Genomic DNA, 22,126 nt, shown 5'->3' with positions numbered 1-22,126 from the left:
TGGTCTGTGTCACTTTGCCGCGCCAAGCCGTACCCGTGAGCAGCCGGCCGCTCATAGGGTGCTCGCATGATGGTCCCCGCGGTCCTGTTGCTGCTCGGCGCCCTGACCGCCGTCGCCGCTCCTCGGCTGCTCGCCCGGGCCGACTGGCCGGACCGTGAACCGGTGGTCGCCCTGTGGGTGTGGCAGTGCGTGGTGGCCGCCGTTCTCCTGTGCTGCGCACTGTCCATGACGCTCAGCGCGGCGGCCGCCTGGCAGGCGGTGCGCGGCCATGTGTTCGCCACGGCTCCGCGCTCGGTGGTGGAGGCCTATGCACTCGGCGCGACCGGCCCCTGGGCGGCGACCACCGCGGTGGCGCTCGCGTGCGGCGGGATGTGGAGCGCGGCGATGCTGGTCCGCGAGGTGGTACGGGCTCGGGTGCGGCGTCGCCGCCGACGGGCCGAACTCCTCGTACGTGCCCCGCTGTTGCCCGGTGAGGAGCCCGGGAGCGACCGGCTCGTCGTGCTGGAGGGCGAGCGGCCGGACGCCTGGTGGCTGCCGGGGGCGGCGCCTCAACTCGTCATCACCACGGCCGCGTTGCGCCGCCTGAAGGGGCGGCAGCTCGACGCCGTCCTCGCGCACGAGCAGGGGCACGCGCAGGCGCGGCACGACTGGCTGCTGCACTGCTCAGCCGCGCTGGCGGGCGGCTTTCCGCAGGTGCCGGTGTTCGCCGCGTTCCGCGACGAGATGCACCGCCTGGTCGAACTCGCCGCCGACGACATGGCCTCACGCCGCTTCGGCCGGCTGACGACCGCGCTCGCACTGGTGGAACTCAACGAGGACCGGGGCGTGTTCGGCCCCTGCCCCACCCCGCAGGCTCATGTGCCGCAGCGGGTGCACCGGCTGCTCACTCCCCCGGACCGGCTACCGGCGGCCCGCCGGCTGCGGCTGACGGCGGCGGCGGCGCTCGTGCCGGTGATTCCGGTGCTGGTGGCGTTGGTACCGGGGCTGCGGGCACTCGGCTAGCCCATCAGGCGGACGGCGAGGGCAGCCGAGCCGAGCGGGCGGTCGACGGGCGCAGGCCGACCAGGCGAACGGCGAACGCAGGCGACCGGGCGGACGGCGACTGGCCACGCTGCGCCGATCGCCCCGGAGTTGGCCTCCCACCCCACGGGTCAAGGAGGATCGCACCATGCGCCGCCCGCCCGACGCCTCGCCGTCCCGCCCGCCGGACCACCGCGCCCCCGCCCGCGCCGCGCTGGCGCTGGGACTGTGCTCGGTGCTGCTGCTGGTCCTGGTGGCGACCCGGTGGCATCCCCTGACCACCGTCGACGGGGACATCGCACGCACCACCCACCACTGGGCGGTCGACGAACGCGGCCTCACGCACACGTTCCGCATCCTCACGGACTGGGTGTGGGACCCGCTCACCATGCGCCTGCTGTGCGCGGCGGTCGCGGTGTGGCTCCTGTGGCGCCGCTCGGCCTGGTGGACGGCCCTGTGGCTGGCGGTCACCGGTGCGCTGGGCACCCTGATTGCAACAGGCGGTGAAGGCCGCCGTCGACCGCCCCCGCCCAGTCTGGCCCGACCCCGTCGACTCCGCCCACTACGCGGCCTTCCCCTCGGGTCACGCCATGACCGCGACGGTGGTGTGCGGCCTCCTGCTCTGGCTCCTGAACCACCATGGCGCGGGCCGCATCCTGTGGCGCGCCTCGCTGACCCTGGCCGCGCTCTCCGTCGTCGGCGTCGGCCTGACCCGCGTCTGGCTGGGCGTCCACTGGCCCTCGGACGTCCTCGGCGGCTGGCTGCTGGGCGCGACGGTGGTCGCACTGGCGGCGACCGTGTACGAACGGCGGCGCACATGACCATGCCCGTCCGGGGCCGGACGTGCTCCCCGTACCATCACCGCATTTGCCGTTCTCTTCGACTTCTCCCAAACCCTCTTCCGCATCGAGTCCACCGATGCCTGGCTGCGGGCCGTGCTGGACGAGGCCGGTCTGACGCTTCCGGAGCGGGAGTTGCTCGAGGCGGCGAGGGCGCTGGAGGAGGCGGGGGCGCTGCCGGGCGGGGCGTTCCCGGTGCGGCTGCCCGAGGACATGGCCGCGGTGTGGGAGGTCCGGGACCGCAGTGCCGAGCTGCACCGGGCCGCGTACACCGGCCTCTCCCGCCAGGTGCCGCTGCCCGACCCGGCGTTGCACGACGCGCTGTACGACCGGCACATGACGCCGGCCGCGTGGGCGCCGTACCCGGACGCGGCCGAGGTGCTGCGCACGCTGCGCGAGTGCGGGGTCGGGGTCGGCGTGGTGAGCAACATCGGTTGGGATCTGCGCCCGGTGTTCCGCGCGCACGGCCTCGACGCGTACGTCCTGTCGTACGAACACGGCATCCAGAAGCCGGACCCGCGCCTGTTCGAGACCGCCTGCGCGGCGCTCGGCGCCGAGCCGAAGGACGTGTTGATGGTCGGTGACGACCGGCGCGCGGACGCAGGCGCGGCGGCCCTGGGGTGCGGGGTGCACTTCGTGGACCACCTGCCGGTGACCGAGCGGCCGGACGGGCTGCGGCCGGTGCTGGACCTGGTGGGCCGAGGCGGCCCGGGCCCGGCGCCGCGCGGTCGCTCCAGCCGATCTCGCCGCGAGCATGCTCGACCAGCTGACCGACGACCGTTTCGTCCGCCGGGCGATGGGGGTGGTTCGACTCGGGTACGGCCGAGCGTTCCGCGGATGGTCTGGCGGGAGATCCGGAAGAACGACCGCGCGAGCCGGCCAGGACAGTAGCCCCGGGACACGGACGGGGTGCAAAAAGGCCCGCCTCGGACGATCCCCCGCGTCGCCCGAGGCGGACGGCAGCCCGGACCTGCCCCCCCCAACAGGGAGCCGGTCCGCACGCGTTCAGTATAGTTGGCTGGCAGCCAGTCAACGCAGGAGTTACAGCATGTCCCCGCGCAGCGCCTCGGTCAATGAAGAGTTGCGGCGGCGTTCCCGGGAGCGGCTCCTGCAGGCGGCGGTCGAGCTGGTCAACGAGCGCGGGTACGAGGCGACGACGCTCGGCGACATCACGGACCGAGCGGGGTCGGCGCGCGGCCTGGTGTCGTACTACTTCCCCGGCAAGCGTCAGCTCGTGCAGTCCGCCGTGCACCGGCTGATGCACCGCACGCTGGAGGAGGCGCTGGAGCGCGAGCCGCACACCGAGGACGGCCGGGAGCGGATGGCGCGGGCCATCGACGCGATCCTGGGCCTGGCCCGCGACCGGCCGGTGCTCATGCGCCAGCACATGGCGGGGATCCTGCAGGCCGAGGGCTTCGTGCAGTGCCCGGAGCAGCAGCGCCTGTCGCAGCTGCTGCGCGACACAGTCGCCCGGCACGGCTCGCAGGACGTCGACACCGACTACCCGATACTGCGCGCCCTGCTCATGGGGGCGGTCTACGCGGCCCTGGTGCCGGGGGTGCCGATGCCGATCCCGGCGCTGCGGGCGGAGTTGTTCAAGCGCTACCGGCTCGACTGGGAGATGGGCCTCCCGCCGGACACCCAGACGCCCGGCGGGACCTGCGACACGGATCTGTCCCGCTTCTTCGCGACCGATCAGCGGCCGCAGGACCCGTCGACGTAACGGGCCGGGTCCGGACGTCGAGCGCGGCGCCGGCCCAGAATCCGCGCCACACAACCGCACCATCACACTCCCCGCGCCGGGACCCGCCCGTGCAACACGCCGTCGGCGCGGTGCCGCCGCTCTCCCCCGGCGGGCCGCTTGGTGCCATGCTGGAGACACCAGCGATCTCCTCCGACCGCCGGGGTAAGGAGTTCCGCCGTGCTGCGTGTCGCCGTCATCGGCTCGGGCCCGAGCGGGTGCTACACCGCTCAGGGCCTCGTCCAGCAGGACTCCACGGTGTTCGTCGACGTCCTCGACCGGCTGCCGTGCCCCTACGGCCTGGTGCGCTACGGCGTCGCGCCGGACCACGAGAAGATCAAGTCACTCCAGAACAACCTGCGGACAGTCCTGGAGCACGAGCGGGTCCGCTTCCTCGGCGGCGTCCAGGTCGGCGGCCCCGGCGGGCTGCCCACCGCCCGGCTGCGGGAGCTCTACCACGCGGTGGTCTACTGCGTGGGCGCGGCCACCGACCGCCACCTCGGGATCCCCGGCGAGGAGCTGCCGGGCAGCTGGTCGGCGACCGAGTTCGTGTCCTGGTACAGCGCCCACCCCGACGCCGCCGACGACGGTTTTGTACGCGGCGCGCGGTCGGCGGTGGTCATCGGCGTGGGGAACGTGGCGGTGGACGTCACGCGCATGCTGGCCCGGGGTGCGGCGGAGCTCAGCCCCACCGACATGCCGCAGGCGGCGCTCAGCGCGCTGGCCGCGAGCCGGGTGACCGACATCCACATGGTGGGCCGACGCGGCCCCTCCCAGGCCCGCTTCACCACCAAGGAGCTGCGCGAGCTGGGCGCCCTGCCGGACACCGACGTCGTCGTCGACCCGGAGGAACTGGCGCTGGACCCTGCCTGCGCCGACCCCTCGGCGCTGTCCGCGCCCCAGCGCCGCAACGTGGAGGTGCTGCGCGGCTGGGCGGCCGCGCCCCCGACGGGCGGCCGGCGCCGGATCGGGCTGCGCTTCTTCCTGCGGCCGGTCGAACTGCTCGCCGAGGGCGGGCGCGTGGGCGCGGTGCGGTTCGAGCGGACGGTGCCGGACGGGCAGGGCGGCGTGACCGGGACGGGACGGTACGAGGACATCGAGGCACAGTTGGTGCTGCGGTCGGTGGGCTACCGCGGAGTGCCCCTGGAGGGGCTGCCGTTCGACGCGGGCCTCGGCACCGTGCCGCACCGGGAGGGGCGGGTCCTGCGCGACGGGGCGATCGCGCCGGGCGAGTACGTGGCCGGCTGGATCAAGCGGGGCCCGACGGGCGTCATCGGCACCAACCGCCCCTGCGCCAAGCAGACGGTGACGTCACTGCTCGAGGACGCTCCCGTGCTCGCACGCAAGCAGGTGCCCGAGGACCCGGTCACGGTACTGCGCTCCGCGGGCGTCGCGCCGGTCGAGTGGGCGGGGTGGCAGGCCATCGAGCGGGCCGAGGCGGAGCTCGGCGCCTCGCTCGGACGCACTGTGGTCAAGCTGCCGGACTGGGAGTCGCTGCTGGCGGCGGCACGCGCGACGACCTCGTAGCAGAGCATCTCGCAGAGCAGCGTCTCGTGGCCGAGCGGGCTCGTGGCGGAGCGGCCTCGTTGCAGTTCGGAGGGTGGGGTGGCGGTCGGCCTGCGCTCGGCGTGCCGTGGCGTGGCGGCGCTCCGCCCGTGCAGTTGTCGATCCTTGTCACGACCGCTCGGTCGGGAGCAGGCGGGTGAGGGTTTCCTCCAGGCGGGGCAGGGCCCGTTGGCCCGTCAACGCGAGGACGATCGCTGCAGCGACGCCGGCCCAGGCGACCGGGCCCAGCGGGGTGCAGCCGAGGAGGCGGCTGATGCTCGGAGTCTGGATGAGGGCGACGAGGGCGACGGCCGAGCCGACGGACGTGACCCGGACCAGAGTGCTGTCGCGGCGGTCGAGCAGGGTCTGGGCGAGCTGGGTGCCGACCACGCCGCACAGGGCCATGGTGCTGGAACGGCGGGCGGTGCCCGGTGTGAAGCGGCCGATCAGCCAGGCCGCGAGGGCTCCCAGGCACGTGGTCAGGGCACGGTGGCGGATCTGCCGGATCAGGGACTCGCCCAGGACACCGCCGGCCGCGTCCTCCGGCGACCCGGCCTTCGCCTGCTCGGCGTCCTCGTTCGGCGTGACGGCCACCGCCATGGCCGGGAACAGGTCCGTGAACAGGTTCACCATGAGCATCTGGCGGGTGGACAGCGGGGCGGTTCCCGACACCAGTGTGCCGAGGATGCCGAAGCCGACCTCGCCCGCGTTGCCGCCGATCAGGATGGCGATGGCGTCGGCGACGCTGTGCCACAGGGCGCGGCCCTCGCCGACCGCGTCGATCAGCACGGTCAGATCGTCGTCGGTCAGGACGATGTCGGCGGCATTGCGCGCGGCCGCCGAGCCCCGGGCGTTGATGCCCACGCCGATGTCGGCGGCGCGGATGGCCGCGGCGTCGTTGGCGCCGTCGCCGACCATCCCGACCACCCGGCCCGCGTCCCGCAGCGCCTCGACGACCTGGAGCTTCTGCTCGGGCGCGACCCGGGCCACGACGCCCGTGTCGCGCAGCATCCGGGCCCTGGCCGACCGGTCCGCGGCCGCCAGTTCGTCCCCGGTGACCACCACTGTGCCCTCCGGCCAGCCCAGCTCGGCGGCGATGGACCGGGCGGTCTGCGGATGGTCGCCGGTGAGCATGACCGGTCGTACGCCTGCCTTGTGCAGACCGCGCACGAGGGCCGTGGACGTCTCGCGCGGTACGTCCGACAGCGCCAGTAGACCGGTGAACTCCAGCTTCTGCAGCGGCTGTTCGAGGATGTCCGCCTCCTTGTCGTCCTCGGCGAGCCGTCGTTCGGCCACCGCCAGGACCCGCAGGCCGTCCCCGGCCAGCGCGTGCGCCGCGTCGGCGGCGTGGGGGGGAAGGCCGGAGCAGGCGGGCAGGACGGTCTCCGGGGCGCCCTTGACCACGAGTACACGCGGGCCGTCCCCGACGCGGCCGACGGCGGCGGCGTATCCGCGGGCGGCCTCGAACGGCAGGCCTTCGAGCTGCGTCCAGTCGGGGTCGGGGCCTGCCGCGTCGAGGACGGCCTCGTCGGTGGCGTGCACCGGCCGGTCGGAGCCGCCGTTCAGCCGGGGGCAGGCCCGCGCCGCGGCCCGCAGTGTGTCCGCGGAGGCCGCGTCGCCCACCGCTCGGACCGTCCCGTCGGCGTCGGACACGCGCACCAGGCGCAGCCGGTTCTCGGTGAGGGTGCCGGTCTTGTCGAAGCAGATGGTGTCCATGCGGCCCAGCGCCTCGAGCGTGCGCGGGGTTCGGACGAGGACACCGCCGCGGCTCAGCCGCCGGGCGGCCGCGAGTTGCGCCACCGTGGCCACCAGCGGCAGGCCCTCGGGGACGGCGGCCACGGAGACGGCCACGCCGCCGCTGACCGCTTCGTGGATGGGGGTGCCGCGCAGCAGCGCCAGACCGGTCACCGCGGCCCCGCCCGCCAGCGTCAACGGCAGTGCCTTGCGGGTGAGTTCCTGCAGCCTGGCCTGCACCCCGGCGGCGGGCGGTGTACGGGCGGCGAGGTGGACGGCGCGGGCGGCCTCGGTGCGGTCGCCGGTGTCCACCACGACGGCCCGCGCCTGCCCGGCCACCACGGTCGTCCCTTCGAAGACCATGCAGTGCCGGTCGGCGACCGCGGCGTGCGGGGTGGGGTCGGTCTGCTTCTGCACCGGCAGGGACTCCCCGGTCAGCGCGGACTCGTCGACCTCCAGGCCGTCCTCCCACAGCAGGCGGGCGTCCGCGGGCACCACGTCATCCGCCTCGAGCTCGATCACGTCTCCCATCCGGAGCTTGCTGGCGTCCACGGTGCGAGTGCCGCCGGCCGGTGCCTCCTCTTCCCGGAGCGCGACGCGCGCCTTCTGCTTCTGATCCGCGAGCAGCCCCGACAGCGCCCGCTCGGCGCGCAGCCGCTGGATGCCACCGACCAGCGCGTTCAGGTCGAGGGCGCCGAGGACGAGCAGGGCGTCCACGACGGAGCCGAGGATCGCCGACGCCGCCGAGCCGACGGCCAGGACCGGGGTGAGGGGGTCGTGCAGTTCGCCGCGCACGGCCCAGCCGAGCTGCAGGGTCCACCGCGCCGGGGCGAGGACGGGGATCCGGAAGGCGCTGTCGACCGCCTTGCGCGCCCGGGCGGTCGCCTGCTCGAACGGGGTCGGTTCGGCGGCCGGTTCGTGCTCCAGCCGCTCCTGGGCCTCCTCCGGGTCCAGTTCGTGCCAGTGCACGCGCGGGCGTGGGTGCGGGGCGCGCGCCGCCGCCACGCCGAGCGCGGCCCGTGCCCCGGAGAGCAGGGCGGTCGCCGCGCTGGCGTCGACGGGTGCGTGCCGCAGCCCCGGCAGCGCGGTGCGGCGCCCGCGGCCGCCCCCGGACTCGCCGATGGCCACGAGGAGCCCGGAGAGCGCGGCACCGGATCTGGCCAGGGTCTGTGCCCGGTGGCCGACCGCGCGGGCGGCCGGGATCGCGGTCAGCAGCCGCCACACGTCGGGCAGGCCGTGCAGGGCCAGGATGTCCGCGCCCCACACGACGGCGCCGTCCCGGTCCGTGAGGGCGACGGTCACGTCGCTGCCGAGCAGCCCGGCCAGGACGTCGTGCTCGTCGGCGGACCGCATACGGGCGACCGTGATGACGGCGCCCGCCTCGCCGCGCAGCCCGTACACCACGTCGTCCAGCGGCCGCCGCGCGTCCACGACCTGGTCGGCGAGACCGGTGAAGTCCTCCATCGCGGGGTCGTCCACCACGACGACCCGCAGTCCCGCGCGGCGGGCTGCGTCCAGTACGGCCTCGGCCCACGGGTCGGCCTCCCCGTCCTCGGTGCGCAGTGCGCTCGGGTGCAGGACGACCGTGCCGACCATCTCCAGCTGCCGCAGCCGCTCCGGTTCACGGACCAGCACGCCGGTCCGGGTCAGGGAGGTACTGAGCACGGCGTGGAAGGCGGCGGGCCCGTAACGCGCGGCCTTGGGCGAGCCGGCCAGCACCGCCTCCGCCGCCTCGGCCCCGTCGCGCTTGACCAGCAGCGTCGCCGCCGCGCCCAGCACACTGCCCCCGGAGGCGTGGGTGGCGTACTCCTGGGCGGGAGAGACGCGCAGGGGCGGGCGCGGGGAATCGTCCGACGCGAGGCTGACGCGGTCGGGTGTGCACAGCTGGTCGTGGACCATGTCGAAGGCGGCCGCGCGCGCCACCGTCTCGGCCAGCTGGCAGGCGCGCAGCGTTCCGTCGAGCACGAGCGAGGTGGGGGTCTGGCCCGCGCCGTGGGCGGCCGCGTTCGCACAGGCCAGCACGAGATCCATACGGGACCTGCCCACCCGGGCGCGCAGCCAGGCGCGGAAGCGCGGGTTCTCCCGCAGCATCGTCACCACGGCGGTCACCAGCCGGGGCGACGGCGGCAGGCGCAAGGCGTACGCGGTGAGTCCGACGCCGATGCCCATGGCGTCGGCCGCGAGCGTCGCCGCGGCGGCGCGCACCCCGGCCGGGTCGGCCGGATGCGTCGTGTCCTCCGGTGCGCCGTCCGCGAGGGCCAGCCCGTGCCGGGCCGCCAGATCGGCCGCATGCTCCACGACCCGGTCGGTGGCCTCCTCCTCGGTCGCATTCACCACCAGGCGCGCGAGCCCCTCGTCCCAGTACGCGAAGACCACGTCCGGCCGCTCCGCCAGCGCCTCGGCCACCCGGCGGGCCAGGTGCTCGATCCCGCCCGCGCGCCGTACCTGCTCCGGCTCCGCGGGCCGCAGCGCGAGGTGCGCTCGTGCGCCGGCCCGCCAGTGGCTTCCCGCGCCGGGCAGCGCATTGCGGGCGACCCGCGCCACCCGCACCGCGGCGTCCGCGCTCCGTACGCCGGCCCGTGCCGTCCCCGCCACCGCGCCGGCGGCCACCCCGACCGCCGGCGCGGCCGCCCGCGCGAGCAGCCGGGGCGCCGCAGCCAGCCGGGCGGCGGCCGACGGCCCCGTCAGCAAACCAAGCACCATGGCGCGCCTCAGCGGGAGGTGCGGCTGGGCCGCGCCGTGGGGCCATGGGGTCCGGTGGACCCCGCCTTGTTCTTCGATGCCTTGCCCCGGCCTTCGGCGGACTTCTTGTCCGTCTCCGTCGGTGGCTCTTCTGCCGATCCGGTGGCCTGCGGGGACGCCTGGCCTGCCGAGCCGGTGTCTTCCGCGGACCTCAGCGCCGCGGTGCCGTCTTCCGGTGGCCTTTGGGGCGCGGTGCCGGTGTCCGGCGCAGGCCCCTCGCCCGCGGTGCGGGTGACCTGTGTCGGCGCCTGCTCGCTGCCGTCCCCGGGCCGTGCGGGCCGCGGCTGGGTGAGCCAGGCCACGGCCGCGCCGGTCAGCGCGACGGGCCACTCCACCACACCCGCGACACCGAGCACCCCCGCCCCGGTGTACACGGCCAGCCGCCGCCCCCGGGGCGACACGGCACCGACCGTTTCCAACGCGCCCTGCGCGGCCCTGCTCGCCACCCCGGCGCCGGGCACCCTCCGCAGCATCGAGGCCGCGCCGTGCAGGGGCGCCGCAAGGGCCGACGACGACTTCTGCTCAACCATGACTCTCTCCTCGCCTGGGGTGAGATCGCATTCCGTGCCCGTCGGGTGCCCGCGACTGCGCTGGTCATCCCATCTCTCTCAGGGAACGTCACGGGCCGTGCCCGCGCCACTGGGCACCTGCCGTCGCGGCGCGGCGCGGTCGGCGCCTCAGGACCGGCGGAAGGCGGGAACGGCCGCGGCGAGGATCCGGTACCCCTCCGGATTGAGGTGCAGCCAGTCCCCGGCGTGGAGCGTCGGCAGCAGCCGGCCCCGGCGGGGTCGCGCACCGCACGGTCGAAGTCGATCACCAAGTGCCCGCCGGTGCGGTTGCAGGCGTTGACCGCCTGCCAGGACTTCTTCCGCTCGCCCGCCGGGTCGTCGTAGAGGGTGCTGCCGCCGAAGGGCAGCAGCGTGGCGCAGGTCCTCGTCCACGGTGTGGTCGCCCCGGACGAGGTACGACGTCGTGCGCGAGCCCGGGTGCGAGGTGAGGGCGAGCGACGGCTGGCCCTCGGCCAGCTACGTCGTCACGGTGAGGTCGGACGCGGCGCGCAGGTCGAAGTCCAGCGGGTCGGAGACGACGTGGGCGCCGACGGGAACCGTCGCCGCTGTCCGTCCGGAGAAGGTCACCTGCCGGGTGCTGCCGGGCTCGACGGCGCTGTCTCCGGCCCGCCCGTCCCGGGGGAGCGCCACGGTCACGGCGGTGAGGGGCAGTGGGGTGTCGCCGAAGGCGGTTGGAGAAGCGCAGCCGGAGGCGGTGGCCGCCGGAGGAGACGCGCAGGGTCTGCCGCAGGGTGGTGTCGACCAGGACGGCGTGGTCGCCGGTGAAGGGTGCGGGCGGGAGGTTGGCGGGCTCGGTGAGCTGCGGCATGGCTCTGACCCCGGCGAGCGCCGACACCTGGCCCACCGCGAACGGCAGCCAGGCGGTCTCCTCCACCATCTTGGTCTCCGGCACCAAGGACTACGGGATGAAGCGCCTCTACGGCAGCGAGGACCTGAGCACCCGCGGCCAGGACGAGGACCAGGGACCAATCCTGGAACTGGCCCCCGGTGCCGTCCTGAAACAACACGGGCGCGTAGCCGACCACGAATGGCACGGGCCCCGACAGCACCTACTGCAAGTACTCGGCGTCCGACATCACCTACAGCTGACGCCCACCCCCAGCAGCGGCCGTACGAAGCGGACCTGACGGCGCTTCGTACGGCCGCCGCCATCCCTACTGCTTCGCGCGCCCCAGCATCTCCTCGGTCAACTCCCGCTGGTAGTCCGTGTAGGCGGTGCGCAGAGCCGGGCCGGGCCAGTCGGCGGGGAGGAGTGCGGCGGGCAGGACCGGGTCGGCCAGCAAGTGCCGCACGACGGCCGCGAGGGCGGTGAAGCGGTCCGCCGGCCGGTCCGACCGCTCCACGTGGGCGAGCAGCGCCCGGGCCGTTCGCGCCCACGCGTCGAGCGGCCACAGGGCGGCGCAGAGGTCGCGGGCGGGCTGCTCCGGGTGAGCGGTGAAGCGCTGGACCACCTGATCGAGGCCGTCGGGCCAGGTCCGACGCAGGTTGGCGGGACGCAGCCAGACGCCCTCACGGAGTTCGGCGAGCCGGAGGGCGGCCAACTGGTTGCGCAGCTCGGCGCGTTCGGCAGCGCCGCGGCCGGTCGCCGTCACGACGGCCATCTCCCAGGCGCCGTCCCAGGCCCGGGTCTCGGGGTGCACGGCGGCGTCCTGGCGCCGCTGACGCTCCAGCAGCCGGTCACTGAGGCGGTAGACGCTCTCCGAGCGCCGCAGGTCTCCGGCGGCCACCATCCGGCTCAGCGCCGCCCGCAGGGTGGATCCGGCGACGCCGAAGGGTTCGACAGCGCGCACGAGGTCCTTCACCGGCAGCTCGGGCGGGTGCGTGCCCAGCAGCAGGCTCAGGACGACCGACCGCGCGGACAGCGGACGCAGGTCCACCCCGACGGGCTCCCGGGACACGTTCATGGTCACGTACTGTACGGACTTCACCTTGTTGCATCATTGCTGCGACCGCAGGGAAAGTGCAACACTGGCCGCATGGTCTCGACACTCCCACAGGTGCAGCAGGATCAGGAGCGGCACGAGCAGACGCCGCGATACGCCACGCACGACGTCACCAACCAGGCCCCTCCCCTGGCCCCGTACGACGCCTCCGAGGACGCGGCCCTGCTGGAGGGCCTGCGCCGCGAGGGCGCCGGGTGGGCCGAGGAGGACGTCCGGCGGCTCGGGGTGCGGGCCGGCAGTGCGGAAGCGCAGGAGTGGGGCGAACTGGCCAACCGGCACGAGCCGGAGCTGCGCACCCACGACCGGTACGGCAACCGGATCGACGAGGTGGACTTCCACCCCAGCTGGCACCACCTGATGCGGGTGGCGGTCGCCGAGGGCCTGGCCGGTGCCCCGTGGGCGGACGACCGGCCCGGCGCCCATGTCGCCCGGACCGCAGGCGGAATGGTGTGGGGACACACCGAGGCGGGGCACGGCTGTCCGACGTCGATGACGTACGCCGCCGTCCCCGCCCTGCGCACCCAGCCCGAGCTCGCCGCCGTCTACGAACCGCTGCTGACCAGCCGGGTGTACGACCCCGGCCTGCAGGTGCCGGCCGAGAAGCGGGGCCTGCTGGCGGGCATGGGCATGACCGAGAAGCAGGGCGGTTCCGACGTACGGAGCAACACGACGACGGCGACGCCCACCGCCGAGCCGGGCGTGTACACGCTGCGCGGGCACAAGTGGTTCACGTCGGCGCCGATGTGCGACGTCTTCCTGGTCCTGGCGCAGGCTCCGGGCGGACTGTCCTGCTTCCTGGTGCCGCGCGTGCTGCCCGACGGCAGCCGCAACACCTTCCGCATCCAGCGGCTCAAGGACAAGCTGGGCAACCGGTCCAACGCCTCCTCCGAGCCCGAGTTCGACGGGACGGTGGCCTGGCTGGTCGGCCCCGAGGGGCGGGGCGTCAAGACGATCATCGAGATGGTCAACTGCACCCGCCTGGACTGCGTGATGATGTCGGCGACGCTGATGCGCAAGACACTCGTGGAGGCGGGCCACCACGTACGGCACCGCAGCGCCTTCGGCGCGCTGCTGGTCGACCAGCCGCTCATGCGCAACGTGCTGGCCGATCTGGCGCTGGAGTCGGAGGCCGCCACGACGCTCACCCTGCGGCTGGCCGGTGCGGCCGACCGGGCGGTGCGCGGGGACGCCGGCGAGGCGGCGTTCCGGCGGATCGCGACCGCCGTCGGCAAGTACTGGGTCACCAAGCGGGGCCCGGCCTTCACCGCGGAGGCCCTGGAGTGCCTGGGCGGCAACGGCTACGTGGAGGAGTCCGGCATGCCCCGGCACTACCGCGAGGCTCCCCTGCTGTCGATCTGGGAGGGATCGGGGAACGTCAACGCCCTCGACGTCCTGCGGGCGTTGAGCCGTGAGCCCGGCACCGCGGAGGCGCTGTTCGCCGAACTCGCCCTGGCGCAGGGCGCCGACGCCCGGCTGGACGCGGCCGTGACCCGTCTCAAGGGCCGGCTGACCGAAGGCTCCCCGGCGGGCGCGCGCCGCCTGGTGGAGCTGATGGCGCTGACCCTCCAGGCCTCCCTCCTGGTCCGGCACGCCCCGCCCGCGGTCGCCGACGCCTTCTGCGCGACCCGCCTCGGCGGCGACTGGGGGCATGCCTTCGGCACGCTGCCCGATGCCGCGGACCTCGACGCGATCCTGGGGCGGGCGCTGCCGGGTCTGGGGTGACCGGCGCCGCGCCCAGGGCCGAGGGCGGGCCCGGGGGACGCCGTGCACGCGTCACGCGCGGACGTCCGCAAGGCTCTCGGGGCTGTTCCGGCCGCCGGGCTCCGGGCCGACACCCGGGCGCCCGCCGGCCGGCTCGCCGCAGTCCATGCGGGCCCCGGCGCCCGTCGTCACCAGGTCTTACGTCATTACCAGGTCTTACGTCGTCACCAGGTCTTACGGCCCCAGAGCGGACCGAACCGCGCCCACTCGGCGTCCCACTGCTCCATGCGCCGGCGTTCCAGACGGCCGCGCAGGACGCGGCCGCCGACGAAGGGGACGGCCGCGGCACTCACCCCCACCAGGCCGCCGATCATCGCGGCCCGCGTCCGGGCCTGGGATGCCGTGGCCGGCCTGGTCACCAGGCGGCCCTGCGGGTCGGTCCACACGGTGACCGGGGTGCCGATCGCGCTGCCGAGCCGCACCCGGGCCTGGCCGGTGTGCGAGGAGCCGTCCGTCGCGGTCCAGCGCACCTTCGCCCACACCCGGAGGGCGTCGGACCCCCGGCCGTTCCCGTCGCCCCCGTCGTCTGCGTCATTCGCCTCGGTCGCGTTGTTCCCTGACGACTCGGTCGCGTTGTTCCCTGACGACGAGCCGGGCGCCTGCTCGGCCACCAGCGCCACCGTCGGCCGCCACTCGACGCGCTCACGGGCCAGCCCGTGCTCCACGGACCGGGTCGCCGTCCACCCGGCTAACACCCCCGCGACGACGGTGAGCACCCAAGCACCCAGCACGACCCAGGCCTCCACCGCATCGGCGCGGCGTTTGAGCGGATTGCGGCGCCACCGCCACAGCCACACCTTCGGACCACGGAACGCCATCGAAGGCATCCTCCTCACGAGCGCACGGACATGCCGGACCGCCCTCCCATACGGGAGACGACCCCTCGATGCTCACGACGAGTCCCCCGACTCGACGGTCCCATGAGTCCCGGCGCCCGCGCACGGTTCTTCGCGCATGCTCGGAAACAGGCCCGCGCAGGCTTGTGCGGCAGGCCGACATCACTGCTCTGACCTGCGCCGTTCGGCGTCCCGGAGGTGACTGTCAGTGCCGGGGTGCAGACTGGCCGATGTCCGGGACGAAGACGTCTGGGACGAAGACGTCGCGGAGGTGATCGGCATGACCGAGGTACTGCTCGCCGTGGGCACACGCAAGGGCCTGTTCATCGGGCGGCGGCGAGGTGGCGCCTGGGAGTTCGACGACAGTCCCCACTTCAACGCCCAGGCCATGTATTCGGTCGCCATCGACACCCGCGGCGCCGCCCCGCGGCTGCTGGCAGGCGGCGACAGTTCGCACTGGGGGCCGTCCGTGTTCCACTCCGACGACCTGGGCCGCACCTGGACGGAGCCGGCCCAACCGGCCGTCAAGTTCCCCAAGGACACGGGCGCTTCGCTGGAACGGGTGTGGCAGTTGCACCCGGCGGCCGCGGAGCCGGACGTGGTGTACGCGGGCACGGAACCGGCCGCACTGTACCGCTCCGAGGACCGCGGCGAGAGCTTCGACCTGATCCGCCCGCTGTGGGAGCATTCCACCCGGTCGAAGTGGGTGCCGGGCGGCGGCGGTGAGGGCCTGCACACCGTGGTGACCGACCAGCGCGACCCCAAGGCCGTCACGGTCGCCGTCTCCACGGCCGGGGTGTTCCGCACGTCCGACGGCGGCGCGAGCTGGACGCCCTCCAACTCCGGTGTGTCCGCCGTGTTCCTGCCGGATCCGAACCCCGAGTTCGGCCAGTGCGTCCACAAGATCGCCCAGGATGCGGCGAACCCCGACCGGCTGTCCCTGCAGAACCACTGGGGGGTGTACCGCAGCGACGACGCGGGAGGGCACTGGACGGACATCGGCGCCGGCCTGCCGTCGACGTTCGGCTTCGCGGCGGCCGCCCATCCGCACCGCGGCGACACGGCGTACGTGTTCCCGATCAACGCCGACGCGGACCGGGTGCCCGCCGACCACCGGTGCCGCGTGTTCCGCACGGCGGACGCGGGCAAGAGCTGGGAGCCGCTGTCGGCGGGCCTGCCGCAGGACGACCACTACGGCACCGTGCTGCGCGACGCGCTGTGCACTGACGACGCGGACCCGGCGGGCGTGTACTTCGGCAACCGCAACGGCGAGGTGTACGCGTCGGCCGACGACGGCGACAGCTGGCAGCAGTTGGCGTCCCATCTGCCGGACGTGCTGTGCGTGCGAGCGGCGGTGATCGGTTGAGGACACGAACGCACGGGAAAGGAGGTTCCGTTCACCGGAGTCGACGGTTCGGTCATCCTCGCTCGGCCTTCGGTCACCGCTTGATCGTCGCCCGGCGCACCGCAGTAGGGTGACGCCCGTGGCACCACGACCCTTGCATGAAATCGTCGAACCGGGCTGGGCGAAGGCCCTGGAACCCGTGGCCGGACGGATCGCCGAGATGGGCGACTTCCTGCGCGCGGAGATCGCCGCGGGACGCACCTATCTCCCGGCCGGGCCGAACGTCCTGCGGGCCTTCCAGCAACCCTTCGACGACGTACGCGTCCTGATCGTCGGCCAGGACCCGTATCCGACTCCGGGACATGCGGTGGGGCTTTCCTTCTCCGTCGCGCCCGACGTGCGTCCGCTGCCCGGCAGCCTGATCAATATCTTCCGGGAGCTGAACAGCGACCTGGGGCTGCCCCAGCCGTCCAACGGCGACCTGACGCCGTGGACCCAGCAGGGGGTGCTGCTGCTCAACAGGGCACTCACCACGGCCCCGCGCCGACCGGGCGCCCACCGCGGCAAGGGCTGGGAGGAGGTCACGGAGCAGGCCATACGGGCCCTGGCGGCGCGCGGCAAGCCGCTGGTGTCGATCCTGTGGGGCCGCGACGCCCGCAACCTCCGCCCGCTCCTCGGCGACCTGCCTTCGGTGGAGTCCGCCCACCCCTCCCCCATGTCGGCCGACCGCGGCTTCTTCGGCTCCCGCCCGTTCAGCCGCGCCAACGACCTGCTGATCCGGCAGGGGGGACAGCCGGTGGACTGGCGCCTGCCATGACGAAGGACGGTGCGGGCAGAGCGGCGCAGAGGGAGCGGGGCACGCCGGACGGGCCGGCAGCACCGCAGCAGTCGCCGGGCGCACGAGGCGAACCGGAAGGGCCGCGGCCGCCCGGCGCCCCGCCCGCCCGCGGTGTCGCCGTCCTGTCCGGCGCCGCTCCGCGTGCGTCCGCCGCGTCCGCTTTCCTCGCCGTGGACTCGGGTGGCTCCGGGCTCCGTGCCGTCGTCGGTGTGCCCGGGAGAGGGCCGCTGGCACAGCGGGAGTCGAGGGAGCCGGTCCGCACCGGTGCCCGGGGGATCGACCCCGGGCATCTCATGCAGCACCTCGTGCCCCTGGCGCGGGCGTTGGCCGCGGAGGCCGGAGTGGGGCGGCTGGACACGGCTGTGGTCGGAGCCGCCGGGTTCGCCACCCTGGGGGACGCCCTGCGCGCCGAACTGCCCGGCGCCCTGGCGCGGGAACTCGGCGTGCGGACGGTCGCGCTCGTCGCCGACGCCGTCACCGCCTACACCGGTGCCCTGGGGCCGCGGCCCGGTGCCGTGATCGCCGCCGGGACCGGTCTGATCGCGATCGGCACCGATCTGGCCGGATGGCGTCGCGCGGACGGCTGGGGTCATCTGCTGGGCGACTGCGGGAGCGGGGCGTGGATCGGCCGGGCGGGGCTGGAGGCCGCGCTGCGCGCCCACGACGGACGGGACGGCGGCTCGGCGCGGCTACTGGCGTGCGCCGAGGAGGAGTTCGGGCCGATGCCGGGGCTGCCCGGCAAGCTCTACCCGCGCTCCGACCGCGCCGCCGTACTGGCTTCCTTCGCACCCCAGGTGGCCGCCTGCGCCCCGGACGACCCCGTCGCCGCCGCCATCCTGCACAAGGCCGCCCGGCACATGGCCGAGTCGGCCGCCGCCGTCTGCCCACCCGCGGGCGAACCCCGCATCGCCCTCACCGGCGGTCTGTTCAAGATGGGCGACCCCCTCCTCGTACCGCTGGAGCAGGAACTGGCCGAACGGCTGCCGTACGCGCGGAGGGTCCCCGCGGAGGGCGACCCGCTGCACGGTTCGGTCCGCATCGCCACCGACCTGGCGACAGGGACCCTCACCCTGCCGGGTGACGAGAAGATGCTGGACGTCGTGACCCCACAAGGGGATTGATCCCCCACGTCCCTACTTGCCGGACAAGTACGCCCATACGGCGAGCGAGTTGTCACATCCCGCCCGATTCCGCGCACCGATCGGTTCCGATCCGTCCGTAACTCATCAGACAAAACCGGACGGATACCGCTCACCTGCACCCTCCCCGAACAGGGGAACCCAGAAAGCCAGTAACATGCGGCGCCATGAGCTCCCCCACTGGGCCCGCGTCCGGCCTGCCAGTACGAATGCCGCGCCCCCGCCAGCCCGGACGGCACCGCCGACCCGAACCGCTGGCGGCTCCCGAGGGCGCGCCCGCGCTCGTCCTCGCGGTGCCGGGCACGCCCGGCGCCGCCACGCGCAGCCTCGCCGAGGAGGTCGTGAGCATCGCCCGCTCCGAGCTCCCCGGCCTCGATGCGCGGATCGGGTACCTCGACGGGGACGACACGGAGTTCCCCACGGTGCAGTCCGTGCTGACGCAGGCCGCCGAGGAGCGCACCGCCCGCTACGAGCAGGCGCTCGCCGCCGGTGTGGAGGCCAAGGAGCCCGAGGGCCCCGTCGCCGTCGTGGTGCCCCTGCTGGCCGGTCCGGACAGCGCGCTGCTGCGCCAGGTCCGTCAGGCCGTCATGGACAGCCGGGTCGCGGCCGAGCTGACCGACGTGCTCGGTCCGCACCCGCTGCTCGCCGAGGCGCTGCACGTGCGCCTCTCGGAGGCGGGACTGGCCCGCGCCGACCGCGCCCGCCTGTTCACCGTGGCGACCGCCGCGGACGGCATCATCCTCGCGTCCGTGGGCGGTGAGGAGGCCGTGCAGGCCGCCGGGATCACCGGCATGCTGCTCGCCGCCCGCCTGGCCGTGCCGGTGATGGCGGCCGCTCTCGACCAGGAGGGCTCCATCGCTTCCGTCGCCGAGCAGCTGCGCTCCTCCGGCTCCCAACAGCTGGCTCTCGCGCCATACCTGATCGGCCCGGAGATCAACGCGGAGCTGATCGACGCGGCGGCCGAGGAGGCGGGCTGCCCCGCCGCCGAGGCGCTCGGCCCGTACCCGGCGATCGGCAAGCTCGCCCTGGCCAAGTACACGACGGCGCTGGGCATCGCCCCGCAACAGCCGCAGGGCGCACCGGTCCGCTGACCCCTGCGTCACGTTCGTACGACCAAGGGCCCGCTCCCGCAGGAGTGGGCCCCTTCGCATGCCGGCGGAGCTTCCCGCAGGCCACGGGGACGCTCAGTCGAAGACCACGCAGGACGCCGCCGGCACGTCGATCGCTCCGGCGCGCTCCGGCAGCCGCGTCTCCGGGTCCACGGCGAACCAGGTCACGTTCCCCGAGCGCTCGTTCGCGACGTACAGACAGCCGTCCGAGACGGCGAGCGCCCGCGGCCAATGGCCCCCGCACGGCACCGTCCCCACCAGCCGCAGCCGCTCCCCCTGCGCCTCGACGGCGAACACGGACAGGACGTCCTCGCCGCGCGTCGCGGTCCACAGGAACCGGCCGTCGGGCGCCACGACGATGCCCGACGGGTAGGCGTCCGCGGTCGGCGCGTCCGGTAGGACCGGCGTCTCGGCCAGCGGCTTCAGCGAGCCGGCCGCGGCGTCCCAGTGGCAGACGGTGACGGTGGGGGTGAGCTCGTTCACGACGTAGGCATGGGCGCCGTCCGGATGGAAGGCCAGGTGGCGGGGTCCGGAGCCGGGGCGCAGCGCGATCTCCCGGCGCAGCACGGGCCTGCCGTCCGCCAGCGTGCACACCCGCACCGAGTCCGTGCCCAGGTCGACGCTGACCGCCCAGCGGCCGCTCGGGTCCGGCTGCACCTGGTGGGCGTGCGCAGCCCGCTGCCGGCGATCGTGCGGGCCGGAGCCGGTGTGCTGCAGCACGCCGGAGGGGAGGTGGGCGAGGCGGCCGTCGGGGCGGACGGGCACGGCGGTGACGCTGCCGGAGCCGTAGTTGGCGGTGAGGACGTGCCCGTCGAACAGGCTCAGGTGCGTAGGGCCGCTGCCGACCCGCACGGGTGGGCCGGTGAGCTCGATCGCCCCTCCCTTCACCCGGTACGCGGCCACCGCGCCGTCGGCCGTCTCGCTGACCGCGTAGAGCGTGCCGCCGTCGGGCGACAGCGCCAGGTACGACGGGTCGAGGACGCCGTCGACGCTGCTCAGCGCGGTCAGCGCGCCGCCCTGCTCGGCCACGGCCGCGGTGACGACTCCGGGGCCTCCCGCCGCCGTGAACGACCCGATGAACGCCCGCCGTCGCCGCCTGCCGCCGTCTGCCACCGCTGTCCCCTTTCGGTCGTGCCGTCCGGCTGACGGTAGCAGTCGATCACCGGCGGTCTAGACCAAGGCGTGGCGTATTCACGCAGCCGTGGCGGAATCAGGCGCCGACCAGCGGCGAACCCGACGGCGTGCGCAGGGGCTCGGCCAGCTCCGCCAAGGCCCGCTCCAGGCCGTGGAGGTGGGCAAGCGCGGGTTCCGCCGCGGACGGGCGGGCGACGACGGCACGGACGTGCCCGGCACCGCCCGCGGTGAGTGCCTCCACCGCGGCCTCCACCCGCCAGCACGCGGCGGCCAGGCGCGCGTCGTGGGAGGCCTCGGGGTCGGCGGCGACGGCGACCAGACCGCGGATCTCGCGGGCGCAGTCGTCGAGCAGGGCGAGTACCTGGCGGGCGCGCCGCTTGCGGCCGAGCATCGGGTTCAGCGGGTGCACGAGCGGGGCGACGGAGAGCCGTACCCGGCCGAGCAACTGCTCGAGCTCGGCCACGCGGGGCGCCGGGTCCGCGTCCTCGGCGCCCGCGAGCCGGGCGGCGGCCTCGGCGGTGCACGCGTGGACGCAGCGCAGGGCGCGCTGGATCCAGCCGTCGGTGACCGCGTGGGTGGTGACGGGCAGCACGAAGAGCACGGCCAGCGCCGCGCCGAGCGCGCCGACGCCGGTCTCCGCGAGCCGCAGGGCCAGCAGGCCCGGGCTCAGGATGCCGATGAGGCCGTAGAGCGACTCGGCGAGGAGCGTGACCCAGAGCATCATCCAGGTGTACGACACGGCGGCCGTGTAGAAGATCCCGAAGACGCAGACCGCGGCGAGGCCGGCGGTGGGGAGCGCGGCCCCGTGCAGCGGGACGGCGACGAGCACGCCGAGGCCGATGCCGATCACCGTGCCGAGGACCCGGCGGAAGCCGCGCACCAGGGTCTCCCCGCGCGAGGCGGTGTTCACGAAGATCCACCAGGTGGCGCCGACGGCCCAGTACCAGCGCTGTCCCGAGACCAGTTGACCCACGACGAGCGCGAAGGCGGCGCCGGCGGTCGCCTGGACGGCCTGCCGGGTGGTCGCACGGGCCAGTCCGGTGCCGCCGGGCGGGGCGGGCGCGGCGGCCGGGGGCAGGCGGCGCTCGTAGCACCACAGCCCGAAGCGCACCGCCGCGGCGGTGAACATGGACAGGACGACGGCGGCGGACAGCTCGGGCAGCTGTGCGGTCGTGGCGTGCAGGAACTGCGCCACGAAGAAGGTCATGAACGCGAAGACACCGAGGCTGTGGCCGCGCGGCCCCCAGCGGCGCGCGTACATGCCCGCGCCGACCACGGCGAGGAAGGTGAGGTCCCGTGCGACGGGGTGGTCGTGCAGCGCGGCCGCGGCGACAAGGACGGGCAGACCGACCACCGGCAGCAGCGCGGTCGTGATCGCCTGCCCGCGGACCGTGGCGTCGGCGACGGTGAACAGGGCGAGCAGAGCGGCGAGCCCGCCGGTGACCGCGCCCGGAAGGGAGTGTCCGGCCAGGCCGCAGACGACGACCGCAAGGCCGATGCCGAGGACGGCCCGGGCGGCGAAGCGCAGCCGCGTCCGCCCCGGGTCCGGAGCCACGAACACCCTCTTCAGCACTGAGTACCGCCCCTCCCACACCGGCATGAAAAAGGCGCCGCGGGATCCGCAGCGCCATCGACGGCGTCCATCACAGCATCGCATCCTCCCCTGGCTCAAGCGTTCCGCTTCCGACTGGGCCGTTGGTACAGCGAAGAGGCTCGAGGGGCAGTTTTCAGCGAGCCAACGGACGACGGCGGGTGGCCCACTCGGGCTGCGTTCCGCTGAGCCATTGGTACAGTCGGCGGTGATTGTTCGAAGCACGAGGGAGACACGAGG

14 protein-coding genes and 4 pseudogenes are annotated in these 22,126 nt (G+C 74.5%); 11 read left to right on the top strand and 7 right to left on the bottom strand.

Features of this window, described 5'->3' with window-relative positions; all coding sequences use genetic code 11:
• Positions 1-66: 66 nt before the first annotated feature.
• From ABZV31_RS07035 to ABZV31_RS07015, 5 genes and pseudogenes are all read left to right on the top strand, one after another.
• Positions 67-1,002 carry a M56 family metallopeptidase gene (locus ABZV31_RS07035; RefSeq protein ID WP_355889235.1) on the top strand — a complete coding sequence of 312 codons (936 nt, stop codon included), beginning with the start codon at positions 67-69 and terminating at the stop codon, positions 1,000-1,002.
• A 166-nt stretch (positions 1,003-1,168) separates the two neighbouring features.
• A pseudogene (locus tag ABZV31_RS07030) lies at positions 1,169-1,841 on the top strand (phosphatase PAP2 family protein).
• Between the two features lie 36 nt (positions 1,842-1,877).
• A pseudogene (locus tag ABZV31_RS07025) lies at positions 1,878-2,558 on the top strand (HAD-IA family hydrolase); the annotation flags it as partial.
• 349 nt (positions 2,559-2,907) lie between these two features.
• Positions 2,908-3,582 (top strand): helix-turn-helix domain-containing protein, encoded by a 675-nt coding sequence (locus tag ABZV31_RS07020; RefSeq protein ID WP_355889232.1) that lies wholly within the window; start codon positions 2,908-2,910, stop codon positions 3,580-3,582.
• Between the two features lie 198 nt (positions 3,583-3,780).
• Positions 3,781-5,127 carry an FAD-dependent oxidoreductase gene (locus ABZV31_RS07015; protein WP_355889229.1) on the top strand — a complete coding sequence of 449 codons (1,347 nt, stop codon included), beginning with the start codon at positions 3,781-3,783 and terminating at the stop codon, positions 5,125-5,127.
• 147 nt (positions 5,128-5,274) lie between these two features.
• On the opposite strand, the gene ABZV31_RS07010 is transcribed toward ABZV31_RS07015, so the two are convergent.
• From ABZV31_RS07010 to ABZV31_RS07000, 3 genes and pseudogenes are all read right to left on the bottom strand, one after another.
• Positions 5,275-9,582, bottom strand: a complete 4,308-nt coding sequence (locus ABZV31_RS07010) for a cation-translocating P-type ATPase (RefSeq protein WP_355889226.1) — start codon at positions 9,580-9,582, stop codon at positions 5,275-5,277.
• 8 nt (positions 9,583-9,590) lie between these two features.
• Positions 9,591-10,151, bottom strand: a complete 561-nt coding sequence (locus ABZV31_RS07005) for a hypothetical protein (RefSeq protein WP_355889224.1) — start codon at positions 10,149-10,151, stop codon at positions 9,591-9,593.
• Between the two features lie 147 nt (positions 10,152-10,298).
• Positions 10,299-11,001, bottom strand: a pseudogene (locus tag ABZV31_RS07000) (hypothetical protein); the annotation flags it as partial.
• Here ABZV31_RS07000 and ABZV31_RS06995 point away from each other — a divergent pair.
• A pseudogene (locus ABZV31_RS06995) lies at positions 10,997-11,191 on the top strand (pectate lyase); the annotation flags it as partial. The pseudogenes ABZV31_RS07000 and ABZV31_RS06995 sit on opposite strands and share 5 nt — an antisense overlap.
• A gap of 153 nt (positions 11,192-11,344) precedes the next feature.
• On the opposite strand, the gene ABZV31_RS06990 reads toward ABZV31_RS06995, so the two are convergent.
• A complete protein-coding gene (locus ABZV31_RS06990; RefSeq protein ID WP_355889221.1) occupies positions 11,345-12,094 on the bottom strand; it encodes a PaaX family transcriptional regulator C-terminal domain-containing protein in 750 nt (249 codons plus the stop codon).
• 72 nt (positions 12,095-12,166) lie between these two features.
• Here ABZV31_RS06990 and ABZV31_RS06985 point away from each other — a divergent pair, with 72 nt between their 5' ends.
• Positions 12,167-13,855: an acyl-CoA dehydrogenase family protein gene (locus tag ABZV31_RS06985; RefSeq protein ID WP_355889219.1), complete on the top strand. Its 1,689-nt coding sequence runs from the start codon at positions 12,167-12,169 to the stop codon at positions 13,853-13,855.
• Positions 13,856-14,058: 203 nt separating this feature from the next.
• Here the strand turns inward: ABZV31_RS06985 and ABZV31_RS06980 are convergent, their stop codons facing one another.
• On the bottom strand, positions 14,059-14,712 hold the full coding sequence (locus ABZV31_RS06980) for a hypothetical protein (protein WP_355889217.1): 654 nt from the start codon (positions 14,710-14,712) through the stop codon (positions 14,059-14,061).
• Positions 14,713-14,938: 226 nt separating this feature from the next.
• Here ABZV31_RS06980 and ABZV31_RS06975 point away from each other — a divergent pair, with 226 nt between their 5' ends.
• The 4 genes from ABZV31_RS06975 to ABZV31_RS06960 all read left to right on the top strand — a co-directional run bounded on the left by ABZV31_RS06975 (position 14,939) and on the right by ABZV31_RS06960 (position 19,143).
• Positions 14,939-16,096 (top strand): exo-alpha-sialidase, encoded by a 1,158-nt coding sequence (locus tag ABZV31_RS06975; protein ID WP_355889214.1) that lies wholly within the window; start codon positions 14,939-14,941, stop codon positions 16,094-16,096.
• A gap of 118 nt (positions 16,097-16,214) precedes the next feature.
• Positions 16,215-16,892, top strand: coding sequence for a uracil-DNA glycosylase (locus ABZV31_RS06970; protein ID WP_355889211.1), 678 nt, complete (start codon positions 16,215-16,217; stop codon positions 16,890-16,892).
• 143 nt (positions 16,893-17,035) lie between these two features.
• Complete coding sequence (locus ABZV31_RS06965; protein WP_355890050.1) at positions 17,036-18,034, top strand: BadF/BadG/BcrA/BcrD ATPase family protein; 999 nt, start codon at positions 17,036-17,038, stop codon at positions 18,032-18,034.
• Between the two features lie 185 nt (positions 18,035-18,219).
• Complete coding sequence (locus ABZV31_RS06960; RefSeq protein ID WP_355889208.1) at positions 18,220-19,143, top strand: hypothetical protein; 924 nt, start codon at positions 18,220-18,222, stop codon at positions 19,141-19,143.
• A 93-nt stretch (positions 19,144-19,236) separates the two neighbouring features.
• Here ABZV31_RS06960 and ABZV31_RS06955 read toward each other — a convergent pair whose 3' ends face one another.
• Positions 19,237-20,274: a lactonase family protein gene (locus tag ABZV31_RS06955; RefSeq protein WP_355889205.1), complete on the bottom strand. Its 1,038-nt coding sequence runs from the start codon at positions 20,272-20,274 to the stop codon at positions 19,237-19,239.
• A 97-nt stretch (positions 20,275-20,371) separates the two neighbouring features.
• On the bottom strand, positions 20,372-21,868 hold the full coding sequence (locus ABZV31_RS06950) for an FUSC family protein (protein WP_355889202.1): 1,497 nt from the start codon (positions 21,866-21,868) through the stop codon (positions 20,372-20,374).
• Positions 21,869-22,126: the final 258 nt, after the last annotated feature.

Source organism: Streptomyces sp. NPDC005202 (assembly GCF_040608235.1).
In the GTDB taxonomy this organism is placed as follows: domain Bacteria; phylum Actinomycetota; class Actinomycetes; order Streptomycetales; family Streptomycetaceae; genus Streptomyces.
This window is presented reverse-complemented; position numbering and strand designations above follow the sequence as displayed.